Below are 14,570 nucleotides of genomic sequence, written 5' to 3'. Positions count from 1 at the left end.
GCGTAGCTGCACACCGACCGGGTAATCCACGCGCATGAACCCGCTCGACGAAGAACTGGATCGCCGTCGCAGTGCGACCGGTGAGCATCGGTTGCCTCCCACGGTCGCTGTCGTCGTCGCAGCTGCGACCTATGCCCTGCTGCCGAGTTCCCTGCAGCTCGGACCTCGCCTGATCATGCCCATCGTCGAACTGGCGCTGTTGCTGGCGCTGATCGCGACGAACCCGAGGCGTATGACGCGCGAGACGAAGTGGTCGCGCATCGTGTCGGTCGTACAGGCCGCAATCGTCATCGTGACGAACCTGGTCGCGCTGGGTCTGCTCATCACGACGCTGTTGGACCCGGCCGCCGAAGGTGGGTCGCTGCTGCTGGCCGCGCTGCAAATCTGGTCGACGAACGTCATCGGGTTCGGCTTGCTGTACTGGGAGCTGGATCGAGGGGGTCCGGTGGCCCGCCGCAAGCTGCGTCGAGACGCGATGCCGCCCGCCGACTGGCGGTTCTCTCAGGACGAGAACGACGACGCGGTGCGGGAAGTAGCGGTCGGGGCCAGCAAGTCGTCGGGATGGGTGCCGACGTTCGTCGACTACCTCTATCTGTCGCTGACCAACTCGAGCGCTTTCAGCCCGACGGACACCATGCCGCTGACGTCACGCGCCAAGATGCTCATGGGACTTCAGGCGAGTGCTGCATTGCTGACGTCGCTACTGGTGATCGCGCGAGCGGTCGGATCGCTCGGCGGCGGCTGAGTGGCCAAGGACATCGCGGCCGCACAGGAGCTGGGATGGGTTACGGTCGAAACGGGGTCGGCGCTGCGTCGGGGGCGGCGCCGAACCCGACTACCTGTTGGTCGGCGAACTTGCGGCGCGTTCGAGGATGGGCGTCGTACGGTACGGGATCAATTCCCTCATCGCGATCGACATGTTCGTGCGTTCGACGCCGGGAATCTTCAGTATCAGGCCGGCGACGCGATACAGATCGTCGGCGTCCACCGCGGCGATTCGGATGTGCATGTCGGACGCACCCGACAGACCGAACACCTCGAGCACTTCAGGAATCGTGCGGAGGTGATCGGTGACCTCGGCGAGCTTGTGCTGGTCGACGCGGGTGGTCACGAATGCCTGCAATGCGTAGCCGAGACTCCCGGGCCGCACCCGGTGATCGATCGGAGTGAGAGCGTCCTTCTCTTCCCATCGAGTCAGGCGGGCCTGCACGGTATTTCGAGAGAGCCCTAGCGTCGTCGCCAGTTCTACCCCGGTCGCGCGCGGCTTGTCGCACAGCGCGAGGAGGAGTCGAGCGTCGGTGCGGTCGAGGTCCGTCATGGGTCCACGATATGCGTCTTGGTTACTGTGCATCCATGGCAGATACGAGCGTGCGCGATCAATTTCGGTTGTCCGGTGCGTGGAATTTCCGCGACGTCGGAGGTGCGCGTACAGCGGACGGTCGTCGGGTTCGATCGGGTGTGCTGCTGCGGTCGTCCGAGCTGACGCGTCTCGACGACGACGGACGCGCCGAGATGAGCCGACTCGGAGTGCGTCACGTGTTCGACCTGCGTGGTGACTCGGAGATCGAGCGCAGCGGACGCGACCTCGTACCCGACGGAGTCGTCGTGCACAACCTGCCGTACCACAACCACCGGGGTGAGCGGGCTCCGCACGAGGCCGGAGCCAGCGTCGACCCCGAGGCCCAGCTGCGCTACATGATGCGTGCGTACACGTCGTTTCCGACGCTGAAGGGCGCGCACGCGGCGATTCGTTCCGTGGTCACGTCGCTGAGCAACGACGAAGGCCCGGTCCTGGTGCACTGCGCGGCGGGAAAGGATCGTGCCGGCTGGACCGTCGCGACCGTCCTGCGCGCAGTCGGGGTCACCGAGTCCGACGTCCTCGCGGACTTTCTGACCAGCAACACCGCCATCGAGCCGCTGCGAGCCCACCTCGAACAGGTGTGGGCTCCGCGAGAAGGTGGAACGCCCGTCGAGTTGACCGACGCGGTTCTCGGCGTCACCGAGGCCTACTACCGTCACGGAATCGAGGTCGCGACCGAAGAACACGGCTCGTTCGACGGTTATCTTCGGGCGATCGGAGTGACCGCAGACGACCTGGAGAAGTTGAAGCGAACACTGCTCGTTGACGAGAACTGAACGTCGGCACGTACCCTGTCGTGCATGCGTACTGGCGAAACCGCGCCGGACTTTCGGCTTCCCGACCATACGGGGAACGTTCGAAGTCTGAGTGACATGGTGGACAGAGGCCCCGTGGTCCTGTTCTTCTACCCGGCGGCGTCGAGTCCGATCTGCACGGCGGAGGCCTGCCACTTTCGCGATCTGGGCCGCGCGTTCGAATCGCTCGGCGCTCAGCGAGTCGGCATCAGTACGGACACCACCGATCGACAGTCGCATTTCGCCTTGCAGAGGTCGTTCGACTATCCGTTGCTGGCCGATTCGGACGGTTCGGTGGCCGAGCAGTTCGGCGTGCGCCGCGGCGGCTGGTTGATGCGGCGACGTCGGATGAAGGACATCGAACGGCGACGAACCCACACCGTCGAACGCGGGCTGCTGCGCCGGCTGCTGTCGGTGAAACGGACGACGTTCGTCATCGACACGAATCGCGTCGTGCGGCTGGTGGTCACGAGCGAACGCGCGAACGTGCACGCGGACAAGTCGTTGGACTATCTACGGTATCTGTCCTGATGTTCCGTCTCCGCTGAACAACGACTTGTAGACGACGGGTTCGGTGTTCTGCGTGGGCGCGTCGTCCTGCACGGAATCCTTGTGGCTGAACAGCGTCTCGATCTTCTTCGGTGATTCCATCGACCGAGCATGCTCCCGAATCGGTGAAAATGCCATCGAGGCGCGCCGAACGCGACCGAAATTGTGCCGCGTGCAACGTGTTTGGCAGCTCCGATGCGGGGATGAAACACTGATGGACATGCACGACGTCGAATCCGTCCTGAACGGCCTGCGCCGCTATCCCGATGCGGAGGCGCCCAATCTGTTCGCGTCGGATGCTGCCGATCGGCTGATTCTCGACACCGCAGCCGACGCACTGGCCGAGGTCGGTGGACGCGACGCGGTCGTGATCGGCGATCGCTACGGGGCGCTGACATTGGGTGCAGCGGCGATCGTGAAGACGAACGACATTCGAGTACACCAGGATCCGATCACGGGGGAGATCGCACTCGGGCGTAACGCGTCGGCGCTGGGGATGGCCGACACCTACCGGAACCTCCCACTCGGGAGCGATCTTCTGAACGGCGCACGGCTGGTCGTGATGCAGTTGCCTCGAAGTTTGGCCGAATTGACCGAAATCGCCGAGAACATCGCCGCATTCGCGGCTCCCGACGTGCGGGTGTTCGCCGGTGGTCGAGACAAGCACATGACTCCTGCGATGAACGGCGTGCTGGGCGCGAGTTTCGACTCCGTGATCGCGGGCCGCGGGCGTCAGAAGTCTCGGGTGATCACGGCGTCGACCCCGATCCGTCGGGCGCCCGAGAGTTACCCGGTCAGCGAGCGACTCGACGACGTGGGGCTGACCGTCGTCGCGCACGGTGCTGTGTTCGCGGGAGCGAAACTGGACATCGGCACGAGATTCCTCGCGTCGTTCCTGCCGGAGATGAACCCCGATGCGCGTGACATCGTCGACTTGGGTTGCGGGACGGGCATTCTCGCGTGCCTGCTCGCTCGGGACAGGATGGCCGCACGAGTGGTGGCGACCGACCGGTCCGCTGCCGCGACGGCGTCCGCTGCGGCCACCGCTGCGGCCAACGGACTGGACCTGTCGGTGATTCGCGACGACGCCATGTCCACGTTCGATTCCGCGTCCGTCGATCTGATCGTGTGCAATCCGCCATTTCACGAGGGCGCGTCGCTTCACACCGGAAGTGCGGAAAAACTGTTCGCTGCGTCGGGCCGCGTGCTGCGACCGGGCGGCGAGCTGTGGACCGTGTACAACTCGCACTTGAACTATCGAGGCGAGCTCCGCGCGGCCGTGGGGCCGACCGAGACGGTGGGCAAGAACGCGAAGTTCACCGTGACTCGATCGACCATCGGCTGAGCCGACGTCCTATTCGACGGGTCCGCCGTCCTCCGGGGTGCCGTCGATCTGCCCGCGGTCGCGGCCACGATCCTCCACCAGCGTGCCCTCGATGATCTCGGCCTGACGCTGACCGTCGGCGTAATCGATGTCGGGATCCTCGTCGGACTCGAGAATCTCCTTGTCGACGAGATCTTCGGTCAGTTCCGCGTCGGGTGTCTCGGACACCGCGCGCTCGTCGTTCTCGAGCGGAACATCCGGTTCTTCTTCGCTGAGCTTCTCGTCGAGGCTCTCGCCCTGAAGAGCTTCCTCGGGCGTCGTGCCGAACTTGTCGGCTTCGCTCCAGTGATCCGGCGGTTCGACCGTAGAGTCGCCGTCGTCGTTGCGCAGTTCGTCGGAATCCAGGCTTTCACTCTGGTCGAGGGTCTGATCCGTTCCGTCATCGTTCATCATCACGCTATCGACAATGCCCACTGATGTCGGACGGGAAACCGGACGTCGCTGTCCGACGAGTCGCTCCAGACGGTAGAGTCCGATTTGTCGGAAGTTCTCGGGTCCGACTGGGAACTTTTGTCCGTATGTGGGAGTTTTACATACAGCTGTCGGCGACGAGTCGACGCAAGGTCCTCCAGCCACGAAGGGCTTGCAACCTCAGAAGGGAAGAAACACGGTGCGCACCTCCAGCAACCCGGTGTTCCGCAACCTGCCCAAGCAGGAGGGCGGCGGATACGCCACTTTCGGCACTGCGACGGCTGGTGCCTCGCAGGCCACTCAGCAGTTCGGACAGCCGCAGACGTACGGCGAGCCCTACCAGGCCGGGCCGACGTCGCGGGCCATGACCATCGACGACGTTGTCACCAAGACCGGCATCACGCTCGGTGTGCTGACCGTCTCGGCGATCATCTCCTACGTCCTCTCCAGCGGTAACCCGTCGCTCGCCCCCATGTTCGTCATCGGCGGCGCCATCGTCGGCCTCGTGCTGGTGCTCGTCGCGACCTTCGGTCGCAAGATGGACAACCCGGCCATCGTCCTGGCGTACGCCGTCGCCGAGGGTCTGTTCCTCGGTGCTCTGTCTCTGATGTTCACGGACGTCATGTTCGGCGGCGTGGGCGGCGCTGCCCTCATCGGCCAGGCCGTTCTCGGTACGTTCGGCGTGTTCTTCGGAATGCTCGTCGTCTACAAGACCGGCGCCATCCGCGTCACGCCTCGGTTCACCCGCATGATAATCGGCGCGCTCATCGGTGTCGTGGTTCTCGCACTCGGCAACTTGATCGCCAGCTTCTTCGTCGACGGCGGCTTCGGCCTTCGCGACGGTGGTCCGATCGCGATCATCTTCAGCCTCGTCTGCATCGGCATCGCGGCATTCAGCTTCCTGCTGGACTTCGACCAGGCCGACCAGCTCATCCGCGCACAGGCTCCGGAGAAGGCAGCCTGGGGCGTTGCGCTCGGACTGACCATCACGCTCGTCTGGCTGTACGTCGAGATCCTGCGTCTGCTCAGCTACTTCCAGAACGACTAGCACCTGCACGAGAAAGGCCCCCGCTGATGCGGGGGCCTTTCTCGTCTCCGGGTGTCAGCTGAGGCGCTCGAGCACCATTGCCATGCCCATGCCGCCGCCGACGCACATGGTCTCGACGCCGAACGTCTTGTCGTGCGTGGTCAGGTTGTTCAGCAGTGTCGTGGTGATGCGGGCGCCGGTCATGCCGAACGGGTGTCCGACAGCGATAGCGCCACCGGAGACATTCAGCTTGTCGTGATCGATGCCGAGGTCGCGAGCGGACCCGAGGACCTGCACCGCGAACGCTTCGTTGATCTCGAACAGGTCGATGTCGGAGATCGACATGCCCGCGATCGACAGTGCCTTGCGCGTCGCCTCGATCGGTCCGAGGCCCATGATCTCGGGGGACGTGCCGGTCACGCCGGTCGAGACGATCCGGGCGAGCGGGGTCAGGCCGAGAGCCTTGGCTTTGGTGTCACTCATGATCACCAGTGCCGCGGCGCCGTCGTTGAGCGGGCACGCGTTGCCTGCGGTCACGGTTCCGTTCGGACGGAAGACCGGCTTGAGTTCGCTGATCTTCTCGTACGTCGTGCCGGCGCGCGGGCCGTCGTCGGTGCTGACGACGGTGCCGTCGGGCAGCGTGACCGGGGTGATCTCGCGTTCGAAGAAACCGGACTTGATCGCGTCCTCGGCGCGGTTCTGGCTTCGGACACCCCAGTGGTCCTGCTCCTCACGGGAGATGCCGGTCAGCAGGGCGACGTTCTCGGCGGTCTGGCCCATGGCGATGTAGGCGTCGGGCAGCTGTCCGCTCTCACGCGGGTCGGTCCAGCTGTCGGCGCCTTCCTCGGCGACCTTCTTGGTGCGTGCCTCGGCGCTTTCGAACAGTGGGTTGTGGCTCTGCGGAAGCGAATCGGAGCTGCCGTGGATGAAACTGGAGACGCTTTCCACGCCGGCGGAGATGAAGACGTCGCCTTCGCCTGCCTTGATCGCGTGCAGCGCCATGCGGGTGGTCTGCAGCGACGACGAACAGTAGCGGGTGACGGTGGTTCCGGGCAGCGAGTCGTAGCCGAGGAGTACCGCGACGATCCGAGCGAGGTTGTTGCCCTGCATGCCGCCGGGCAGGCCGCATCCGAGCAGGAGGTCGTCGATGTCGGTGGGGTCGAGCTCGGGAACCTTCGCGAGCGCCGCCGACACCATCTGCACGGTCAGGTCGTCGGGACGGACGTCCTTCAGCGAGCCTTTCATCGCGCGGCCGATCGGGGAACGAGCGGTACTGACGATCACTGCTTCTGGCATGAACTCTCCTTCGTTGGGTGATACAGCTTCTGGTTACCGGCGAGTAGCAAGAATCTAGCGTCAGCCGCCCGCTCCTTGGATTTCGGCACCACGTCTGCGTAGGAAACGATCGAGCGACGCCGCGGCGCGCGGCGCCAACCGACGTGATTCCACGGCCTCGGACACCTGGGGGAGCTCGGGCAGCGGACCGCCGTTCCACTCGCCGAGCGCGGCGGCGAGGACGGGCAGCAGTTGCTGCGCAGCGAGTTCGTAACCCGCCGCGGACGGATGAAAGCGGTCCGGTGAGAACATCGTGTCGGGGGCGGCCAGAAATTCGGGCGCGAGGAGATCGGCCAGCGCGACCGGGTGGCCGCCGGCGGCGAGCGTCGCAGCGGTCTGAGCGCGCGCGAGACGAAGGCCCCAATTGCGGACGACGGTGCGCAGTGGCTGCGGAATGGCGGTGACGACGCCGAGATCGGGGCACGTCCCCACGACGACGACCGTGCCCTTCGCGGTCAAGCGCTCGACGGCGGCTCCGAGCCGCGCAGCCGACGCAGCGATCGAGAACTTTTTCGTGACGTCGTTGGCGCCGACGAGGATGACTGCGGCGTCGGGTGCGGGACCGGCGACGAACATGGCGTCGACCTGGCCCTCGAGGCCCTTGGACGTCGCACCGCCGATAGCTTTGGTGCTGAGGCGGATCTGTTTTCCCGTTTCGTCGGCAAGGCCACGTGCGACGAGAACGCCCGGAACCTCGTCGGCGATCACGCAGCCGACACCGGCCGCGGTCGAGTCGCCGAAAATCATCAGATGAATATCTGCTGAACTTCCCATTCGCCAGGGCCGCGGCGTCCGATCACCTGGTCCGTAGATGCCGTCGGCCTCGGGCGGTTTGGCCGTCGACCGGCCGATCACGCCTCTCGCGGACGTGGCTTGGGACATCAGATGTCGGTACATCGCCCACGACGCCGTCCCAGCTGACGAGCCTGCGAGGACTGTTGCCGCACCGGCTCTCGCCGCAATGCGCCATCGACTCATGGGCACTGTTGATCTCCTTCGCTGAGCGCCACGATTTCCATCGTATGCATTTCCGGCGCGTCGTCACGGCGGTACCGAAGAGCGCGCTGCGGCGCGTCTGGGAAGATGGCACCATGCGCATCGCACAGCACGTCACCGAACTCATCGGCAACACTCCGTTGGTCAAGCTTTCCTCCGTTGTCGGCGACAACGCGGGGATCGTTGCTGCCAAGATCGAATACCTGAACCCCGGCGGCTCGTCCAAGGACCGCATTGCCGTGAAGATGATCGACGCGGCCGAGGCGTCGGGCGAGTTGAAGCCGGGCGGCACCATCGTCGAGCCGACCTCCGGCAACACCGGCGTCGGCCTCGCGCTCGTCGCTCAGCAGCGTGGATACAAGTGCGTGTTCGTGTGCCCCGACAAGGTCGGTGAGGACAAGCGCAACGTGCTTCGCGCGTACGGCGCCGAGGTCGTCGTCTGCCCGACGGCAGTCGCGCCCGAAGACCCCAACAGCTATTACAGCGTCTCCGACCGTCTCGTTCGCGAGATCGACGGCGCATGGAAGCCCAACCAGTACGCCAACCCGGCGGGACCGCAGAGCCACTACGAAACCACCGGTCCCGAGATCTGGGCGGACACCGACGGCAAGATCACGCACTTCGTGGCAGGCGTCGGCACCGGCGGCACCATCTCCGGCACCGGCAAGTACCTGAAGGAGGTCTCCGGCGGCAAGGTCAAGGTCATCGGCGTCGACCCCGAGGGCTCGGTGTACTCCGGCGGCACCGGACGGCCGTACCTGGTCGAGGGCGTCGGTGAGGACTTCTGGCCGACCGCGTACGACCCGTCGATCCCCGACGAGATCATCGCCGTGTCCGACGCCGACTCGTTCGACATGACGCGTCGCCTCGCCCGTGAAGAGGGTCTCCTCGTCGGTGGCTCGTGCGGTATGGCTGCAGTCGCCGCGATCAAGGTCGCCGAGCGTGAAGGTCCCGACGCCGTCGTGGTCGTGCTGCTGCCCGACGGTGGCCGCGGATACCTCGCGAAGATCTTCAACGACGACTGGATGTCGTCGTACGGCTTCCTGCGTTCACGGCTCGACGGCAAGACGGACGAGCCGTCGGTCGGCGACGTGTTGCGAGGCAAGTCCGGCGCACTGCCCGACCTCGTGCACACGCACCCGTCCGAGACCGTGCGCGACGCCATCGAGATCCTGCGTGAGTACGGCGTCTCGCAGATGCCGGTCGTCGGTGCCGAGCCGCCCGTCATGGCAGGCGAAGTTGCGGGCAGTGTCACCGAGCGCGACCTGTTGAGCGCAGTGTTCGAGGGGCGCGCGACGCTCGCCGACCCCGTCGCGAAGCACATGAGTCCGCCGTTCCCGCTGATCGGTGCGGGCGAGAACGTCTCCGACGCCACCAAGGCGCTCGGCGAGACCGATGCGCTCATGGTCGTCGAAGAGGGTAAGCCGGCAGGCGTCATCACCCGGCACGATCTCCTCGGGTTCCTCAGCAAGGGGGCATAACCCCATGTGAGTGCGAATGTAGAGCCCGCTATACATTCGCACTCACATGGGAGCGCCTACCGAACCGCGCTGGAACCGGTGAGCGCCTGACCGATGACGAGCTGATGCACCTCGGAGGTGCCCTCGTACGTCAACACCGACTCCAGGTTGTTGGCGTGTCGTAGCACCGGGTACTCGAGCGTGATTCCGTTCGCCGCAAGGATGGTTCGGCATTCGCGAGCGATCTTCAGCGCCTCGCGTACGTTGTTCAGCTTGCCGACCGACACCTGCTCGCCGCGCAGTTCACCCTTGTCCTTCAGTCGGCCGAGGTGCAGTGCGAGCAGCTCGCCCTTCCCGAGTTCGACGGCCATGTTCGCGAGCTTCGCCTGCGTGAGCTGATAGCCCCCGAGCGGCTTGTCGAACACCTCGCGCGTCTTGGAGTACTCGATCGCCGATTCGAGGCAGTCCCTGGCCGCTCCCATCGCGCCGAACACGATGCCGAATCTCGCTTCGTTCAGACAGCCCAGCGGGCCGCCGAGTCCGCGGGCCTCGGGCAGCATCGCGCTCTCCGGCAGCCTGACGCCGTCCAGAACGAGCTCACCGGTGATGGACGCCCGGAGCGACAGCTTCTTCTTCACGGTGTTCGCCGTGAAGCCCGGTGTGTCCGTCGGAACGACGAAGCCACGGATCTTGTCGTCGGTCTGCGCCCAGACGATCGCGACGTCGGCGACGGGACCGTTGGTGATCCACATCTTGCTGCCGTCGAGAATCCAGTCGCTGCCGTCTTGCCTGGCGCGCGTCCGCATTCCACCGGGGTTCGAGCCGTAGTCGGCCTCGGTCAGCCCGAAGCAGCCGATCAGGTTTCCCTCGGCCATGCCGGGAAGCCATTGCTGCTTCTGCTCCTCGGACCCGTACTTCCAGATCGCGAACATCGCGAGCGATCCCTGCACCGAGACGAGACTGCGGATACCGGAGTCCATCGCCTCGAGTTCCATGCAGGCCAGTCCGTATGCCGTCGCCGACGTGCCCGCGCAGCCGTACCCTTCGAGGTGCATACCGAGCAGACCCAGGGCCCCCAGTTCTTTCGCGAGTTCGCGCGCGGGGACGGTCCCCTCCTCGAACCAGTCGGCGAGGTGTGGGCGAATGCGGTCGGTGCCGAACGCACGCACCGTGGCCCGGATGTCCTTCTCCTCGGTGTCAAGCAGGGTCTCGAAGGCGAAGAGTTCGTCGACGCTCTGCGAGCGTGAAGTCGAATCGGCCACGATGGGTGCCTCTTTCTTCTCGGCGGTGTCTCCCGCAGGCTACTCAGTTCTGCTGCCTATTAGGCTGGAAGCCATGAGTGAGCAGCGCAGCAAGGCAGACAGCACCTCCTGGCAGGGGTTTTCCACGAAGGCGGTTCATGCCGGGTACGAACCCGATCCGCTGACGGGCGCGGTCAACGTGCCGATCTACGCGAGCTCGACTTTCGCTCAGGACGGCGTCGGCGGTATGCGCAGCGGCTTCGAGTACGCACGCACCGGCAATCCGACGCGTCGGCCGCTCGAGGCGAACCTCGCGGCGATCGAGTCGGGCACCTACGGGCGCGCGTTCTCGTCGGGCATGGCTGCGACGGACGCGCTGCTGCGCGCGACCTTGCGTCCCGGCGATCACCTCGTCATTCCGAACGACGCGTACGGCGGTACGTTCCGTCTGATCGACAAGGTGTTCACGCAGTGGGGAATCGAGTACTCGGTCGCCGCGGTCTCCGACGTCGACGCCGTGCGTGACGCCATCCGCCCCAACACGAAGCTCGTGTGGGTCGAGACGCCCACCAACCCGCTCCTGAACGTCGGTGACATCGAGGCGCTTGCCGGTGTCGCGCACGAGGGCAATGCGAAGCTCGTCGTCGACAACACGTTCGCGTCGCCCTACCTGCAGCAGCCGCTGCAGCTCGGTGCCGACGTCGCACTGCACTCGACGACCAAGTACATCGGCGGACACTCCGACGTCGTCGGTGGCGCGCTCGTCACCGACGACGAGGAGCTCGACGCGGCGTTCGCGTTCCTGCAGAACGGCGCAGGCGGCGTTCCCGGACCGTTCGACGCGTTCTTGACGCTGCGTGGCATCAAGACTCTCGCCCTGCGCATGGAACGTCACAGCGACAACGCGGAGAAGATCGTGGAGGTGCTCTCCGGCCACTCGGCCATCTCGCAGGTCATCTACCCGGGTCTCGCCGAGCACCCGTCGCACGCGGTCGCCGCCAAGCAGATGCGACGGTTCGGCGGCATGATCTCAGTGCGGTTGAAGGGCGGCAAGCAGGCTGCGCTGGACTTATGCGCGCGCACGGAGATCTTCACGCTGGCCGAGTCGCTCGGCGGCGTCGAGTCGCTCATCGAGCACCCCGGTGCGATGACGCACGCGTCGACGGCCGGTTCGCTGCTCGAGGTTCCGGACGACTTGGTGCGTCTGTCGGTCGGTATCGAAGACGGTGCCGACCTCGTCGGCGACATCGAGCAGGCGCTGGGTCAGTAAGGAATGATCGTCGGACTGATCGACTCGGGACTCGGAATGTTGCCGACGTCGGCACATCTTCGAACACTGCGTCCCGAGCTCGATCTGTTCCTCCTCATGGACCCGGACGGGGCTCCGTGGGGACCGAAGGCCGACGAGTGGGTCGTCGATCGTGTACTCGGGACCGCCGATCGGGCCGTCGCGTCCGGCGCGGAGGTGATCGTGTTGCCGTGCAACACGGCAAGCGTCACCGCGTTGACGCACCTGCGTGCTCACCTGGGTACGGCCGTTCCCGTCGTCGGCACGGTTCCCGCGATCAAACCCGCTGCGGCAGAACATGATCGGATTGCCGTCTGGGCAACGGCGGCGACGACGGCAAGTGCCTATCAAGCGCGGTTGATCGAGGATTTCGCACCCGGTCGTACCGTGTCTGCGATCGCCTGCCACGGGCTGGCCGACGCCATCGATCGGGGGGACAGGGAGGGCATCTCACGCGCCATCGATGCCGCCGCGGCCGCGACGCCCTCGGATGTCGAGGCCGTCGTGCTCGGGTGTACGCACTACCCGCTCGTCGCCGCCGAGATCGCGGCGGCGCTCCCGGACGGTGTCACGCTGTTCGACAGCGCGGAAGCCGTTGCGCGACAAACCCTTCGGCGCATCGACCAGTTGGGTCGTCCCGCGTCGGGGTCGGGTGCGGTGACGGTGTCGCTCAGCGGACGTGTCGGCAGCCTCCCGGCGAGCGCGCTGGCGCACCACGAGGGACGGTTACTCGCGGGCCTCGTGCTGGAACAGTCGATCGACCAGTGAGCGCGCATAGCTGACGTCGGTACCGCCGAGTCCGAACAGGATGCGGAAGTACAACGGCGCGACGACGTGATCCATGACGTCGTCGCGGGTGGGGGCGGGCTCCCCGCGGTCGCGGGCGTGCCCGAGGATGGTGTCGATCTGCAGTTCGCGTTTGTCGAGGCAGTGACTCTTGCCTGTGTCGTCCTTCGTCGACCCCACGACAGTGCGCAGAAACGAGGTGCGTTCGGGTCGTGCGATGTCGGTGACGAGGAATTCGCACCAGATGGCCAGATCGCGATGAAGGTCACCGGTGTCGGGCACCGGGCCGTCGGCCGTCAGGACTTCCATCGCCACCTCGGTGCGTAAGGCGTCGAGGTCGCCCCACCGGCGATACACGGTGGTGGCAGCCACGCCTGCGCGTTCGGCAACCAGGGGAATCGACAAGGCGTCGACCTCTTCACCGATCAGCTCGGTGACCGCCCGATGAACATCGGCGCGGACACGGGCGCTGCGCCCGCCCGGGCGGGCCGTACGGCGATCGGTAACGGACATTTCTCCATTATTGCAAACGGATTGGCGTTAGTGCAGCCATCGGTCTATCGTCGTCTAAAGCAATAGAAGTTGCGTTAGGCGCTTGGGGAGGTTCCATGACTGAGACGGTTGCGCCCGAAACGGCGAAGCGATCGGCACGACGGATGCCGCCTTCGATCGCGTTCGTCGCGGTCGGAGTGACGTATCTCGTCGTCATGGCGTCGTCGGCGGCACCGTCGCCGCTGTACCCGGTCTATCAGCAAGCATGGGGCTTCTCGTCGACGACACTGACGATCGTGTTCGCCGTGTACGCGCTCGCTCTGCTCGTGGCGCTGTTGGTTGTCGGAAGCCTGTCCGACCATGTGGGTCGAAAGCCGATCATGTTCGGAGCGCTCGGACTTCTGGTCGTCAGCCTCGTGCTGTTCGTCGTCGCCGACGACGTGCCGACTCTGATCGCGGCGCGCGTCGTGCAGGGATTGGCCGCGGGAACGGCAACGGGGGCTCTGAGCGCAGCCGTGATCGATCTGCAGCCGTCGGAGTGGTCGGGCCCGCTGGTGAACAGTGTGGCACCGTCGATCGGATTGGCCACCGGTGCACTGGGTTCCGGGCTGCTGGTTCAACTCGCACCGGCACCGACGGTTCTCGTCTTCGCGCTCCTGATCGCGTCGACGGTTCTCCTGGCGGCAGTGCTGTTGTTCGTGCCGGAGACATCGGCCTTGCACGGCGTGGAATCCCGTCGCCACCTTGCACAGTTGCTCCGGCCGAAAGTCTCGATCCCAGAGGGTATTCGCGCGCAGTTCCTGTTGATCGTCCCGGTATTGATCGCAACGTGGTCGCTCGGCGGGTTCCACCTGTCGCTCGGGCCGTCGATCATGGGTTCGTTGTTCGGCATCGACAATCACATCGTCGGCGGGCTCGAGATCTTCGCCCTCTTCTTCTCGGGTTCCGCTGCGGCCGCGACGGTTCGGCATCGACCACCTCGAGCTGTGATGATCGGCGGGGCGATCGTGTTGTCCGTCGGTGTCACTGCGTCGTTGATCGCCGTCGCTGCCGGATCGGTCACGCTGTACTTCGCGGGTGCGGTCGTCGCCGGGGCAGGGTGGGGTAGTGCCTTCCTGGGGGCGATGCGCACACTCGGCGCGCTGGTTCCCGCGGCCGAGCGAGGCAGTGCCTTCGCGACCACGTTCGTCATCAGTTACACCGCATTCAGCGTCCCTGCCGTGGTCGGTGGCCTGGCGGTTCACCGTTTCGGTCTGGAGCCGACCGCAGTGGTCTACGGCGGGATGGTGATCGTGCTGGCGCTGGCGTCGTCGGTGGGCAGCATCGTCGCCTCGAGGCGCGAGCGAAGCGCTGTGGCAGTTCAGGTCTGAGCCCTACCCGATCGTCCAGTCTTGCCGGACGACCGGGCGGTAGTCGGTCGTCTCGCTGCCGTCCCTCGTCGTCTGTG

Annotated in this window: 16 protein-coding genes; 9 read left to right on the top strand and 7 right to left on the bottom strand. The window is 65.7% G+C overall.

All coding sequences use genetic code 11. The features are described 5' to 3' along the window. Positions 1 to 34: 34 nt before the first annotated feature. The gene (locus HQ354_RS05030; protein ID WP_222634268.1) at positions 35 to 745 is read left to right on the top strand and encodes a hypothetical protein; all 711 of its coding nucleotides are present in this window, start codon (positions 35 to 37) and stop codon (positions 743 to 745) included. Between the two features lie 90 nt (positions 746 to 835). On the opposite strand, the gene HQ354_RS05025 is transcribed toward HQ354_RS05030, so the two are convergent. Further along, the gene (locus HQ354_RS05025; protein WP_068431541.1) at positions 836 to 1,318 is read right to left on the bottom strand and encodes an Lrp/AsnC family transcriptional regulator; all 483 of its coding nucleotides are present in this window, start codon (positions 1,316 to 1,318) and stop codon (positions 836 to 838) included. A gap of 35 nt (positions 1,319 to 1,353) precedes the next feature. On the opposite strand from HQ354_RS05025, the gene HQ354_RS05020 reads away from it, so the two are divergent. Both HQ354_RS05020 and HQ354_RS05015 read left to right on the top strand, forming a co-directional pair. Continuing rightward, a complete protein-coding gene (locus HQ354_RS05020) occupies positions 1,354 to 2,136 on the top strand; it encodes a tyrosine-protein phosphatase (RefSeq protein WP_114329792.1) in 783 nt (260 codons plus the stop codon). Positions 2,137 to 2,160: 24 nt separating this feature from the next. Further along, positions 2,161 to 2,685: a peroxiredoxin gene (locus tag HQ354_RS05015; protein WP_114329791.1), complete on the top strand. Its 525-nt coding sequence runs from the start codon at positions 2,161 to 2,163 to the stop codon at positions 2,683 to 2,685. On the opposite strand, the gene HQ354_RS05010 is transcribed toward HQ354_RS05015, so the two are convergent. Next, positions 2,668 to 2,805, bottom strand: coding sequence for a hypothetical protein (locus HQ354_RS05010; RefSeq protein ID WP_167674650.1), 138 nt, complete (start codon positions 2,803 to 2,805; stop codon positions 2,668 to 2,670). The two genes, HQ354_RS05015 and HQ354_RS05010, sit on opposite strands and share 18 nt — an antisense overlap. Before the next feature lie 118 nt (positions 2,806 to 2,923). Here HQ354_RS05010 and HQ354_RS05005 point away from each other — a divergent pair, with 118 nt between their 5' ends. Further along, positions 2,924 to 4,048: a class I SAM-dependent methyltransferase gene (locus HQ354_RS05005; RefSeq protein ID WP_068431536.1), complete on the top strand. Its 1,125-nt coding sequence runs from the start codon at positions 2,924 to 2,926 to the stop codon at positions 4,046 to 4,048. Between the two features lie 9 nt (positions 4,049 to 4,057). Here HQ354_RS05005 and HQ354_RS05000 read toward each other — a convergent pair whose 3' ends face one another. Further along, complete coding sequence (locus HQ354_RS05000) at positions 4,058 to 4,480, bottom strand: hypothetical protein (RefSeq protein ID WP_068431529.1); 423 nt, start codon at positions 4,478 to 4,480, stop codon at positions 4,058 to 4,060. A gap of 217 nt (positions 4,481 to 4,697) precedes the next feature. Between HQ354_RS05000 and HQ354_RS04995 the strand changes: the two genes are divergently transcribed. Next, on the top strand, positions 4,698 to 5,546 hold the full coding sequence (locus HQ354_RS04995; protein ID WP_068431527.1) for a Bax inhibitor-1/YccA family protein: 849 nt from the start codon (positions 4,698 to 4,700) through the stop codon (positions 5,544 to 5,546). A gap of 54 nt (positions 5,547 to 5,600) precedes the next feature. On the opposite strand, the gene HQ354_RS04990 is transcribed toward HQ354_RS04995, so the two are convergent. Together HQ354_RS04990 and HQ354_RS04985 are read right to left on the bottom strand one after the other, a co-directional pair. Continuing rightward, a complete protein-coding gene (locus HQ354_RS04990) occupies positions 5,601 to 6,821 on the bottom strand; it encodes an acetyl-CoA C-acetyltransferase (protein ID WP_167674648.1) in 1,221 nt (406 codons plus the stop codon). 60 nt (positions 6,822 to 6,881) lie between these two features. Further along, positions 6,882 to 7,838: an SGNH/GDSL hydrolase family protein gene (locus HQ354_RS04985; RefSeq protein WP_174551504.1), complete on the bottom strand. Its 957-nt coding sequence runs from the start codon at positions 7,836 to 7,838 to the stop codon at positions 6,882 to 6,884. Positions 7,839 to 7,951: 113 nt separating this feature from the next. Between HQ354_RS04985 and HQ354_RS04980 the strand changes: the two genes are divergently transcribed. After that, complete coding sequence (locus tag HQ354_RS04980) at positions 7,952 to 9,337, top strand: cystathionine beta-synthase (protein WP_068432006.1); 1,386 nt, start codon at positions 7,952 to 7,954, stop codon at positions 9,335 to 9,337. 56 nt (positions 9,338 to 9,393) lie between these two features. Here the strand turns inward: HQ354_RS04980 and HQ354_RS04975 are convergent, their stop codons facing one another. After that, entirely contained in the window at positions 9,394 to 10,578 is a 1,185-nt protein-coding gene (locus HQ354_RS04975; protein WP_167674646.1) for an acyl-CoA dehydrogenase family protein, read from the bottom strand. 73 nt (positions 10,579 to 10,651) lie between these two features. Between HQ354_RS04975 and HQ354_RS04970 the strand changes: the two genes are divergently transcribed. Together HQ354_RS04970 and HQ354_RS04965 are read left to right on the top strand one after the other, a co-directional pair. Then, positions 10,652 to 11,827, top strand: coding sequence for a cystathionine gamma-synthase (locus HQ354_RS04970; protein ID WP_222634267.1), 1,176 nt, complete (start codon positions 10,652 to 10,654; stop codon positions 11,825 to 11,827). A gap of 3 nt (positions 11,828 to 11,830) precedes the next feature. Further along, positions 11,831 to 12,613: a glutamate racemase gene (locus HQ354_RS04965; RefSeq protein WP_167674644.1), complete on the top strand. Its 783-nt coding sequence runs from the start codon at positions 11,831 to 11,833 to the stop codon at positions 12,611 to 12,613. Here HQ354_RS04965 and HQ354_RS04960 read toward each other — a convergent pair. After that, positions 12,572 to 13,144 (bottom strand): TetR/AcrR family transcriptional regulator, encoded by a 573-nt coding sequence (locus HQ354_RS04960; protein WP_068432456.1) that lies wholly within the window; start codon positions 13,142 to 13,144, stop codon positions 12,572 to 12,574. The genes HQ354_RS04965 and HQ354_RS04960 overlap by 42 nt on opposite strands. A 95-nt stretch (positions 13,145 to 13,239) precedes the next feature. Between HQ354_RS04960 and HQ354_RS04955 the strand changes: the two genes are divergently transcribed. Then, on the top strand, positions 13,240 to 14,493 hold the full coding sequence (locus tag HQ354_RS04955; RefSeq protein WP_167674642.1) for an MFS transporter: 1,254 nt from the start codon (positions 13,240 to 13,242) through the stop codon (positions 14,491 to 14,493). Positions 14,494 to 14,570: the final 77 nt, after the last annotated feature.

It is taken from the genome of Rhodococcus sp. BP-261 (assembly GCF_019835205.1).
Taxonomy (GTDB): domain Bacteria; phylum Actinomycetota; class Actinomycetes; order Mycobacteriales; family Mycobacteriaceae; genus Rhodococcoides; species Rhodococcoides kyotonensis_B.
Note: the sequence above shows the minus strand (reverse complement) of the source record. Positions and strands in the feature narration are given on the sequence as shown.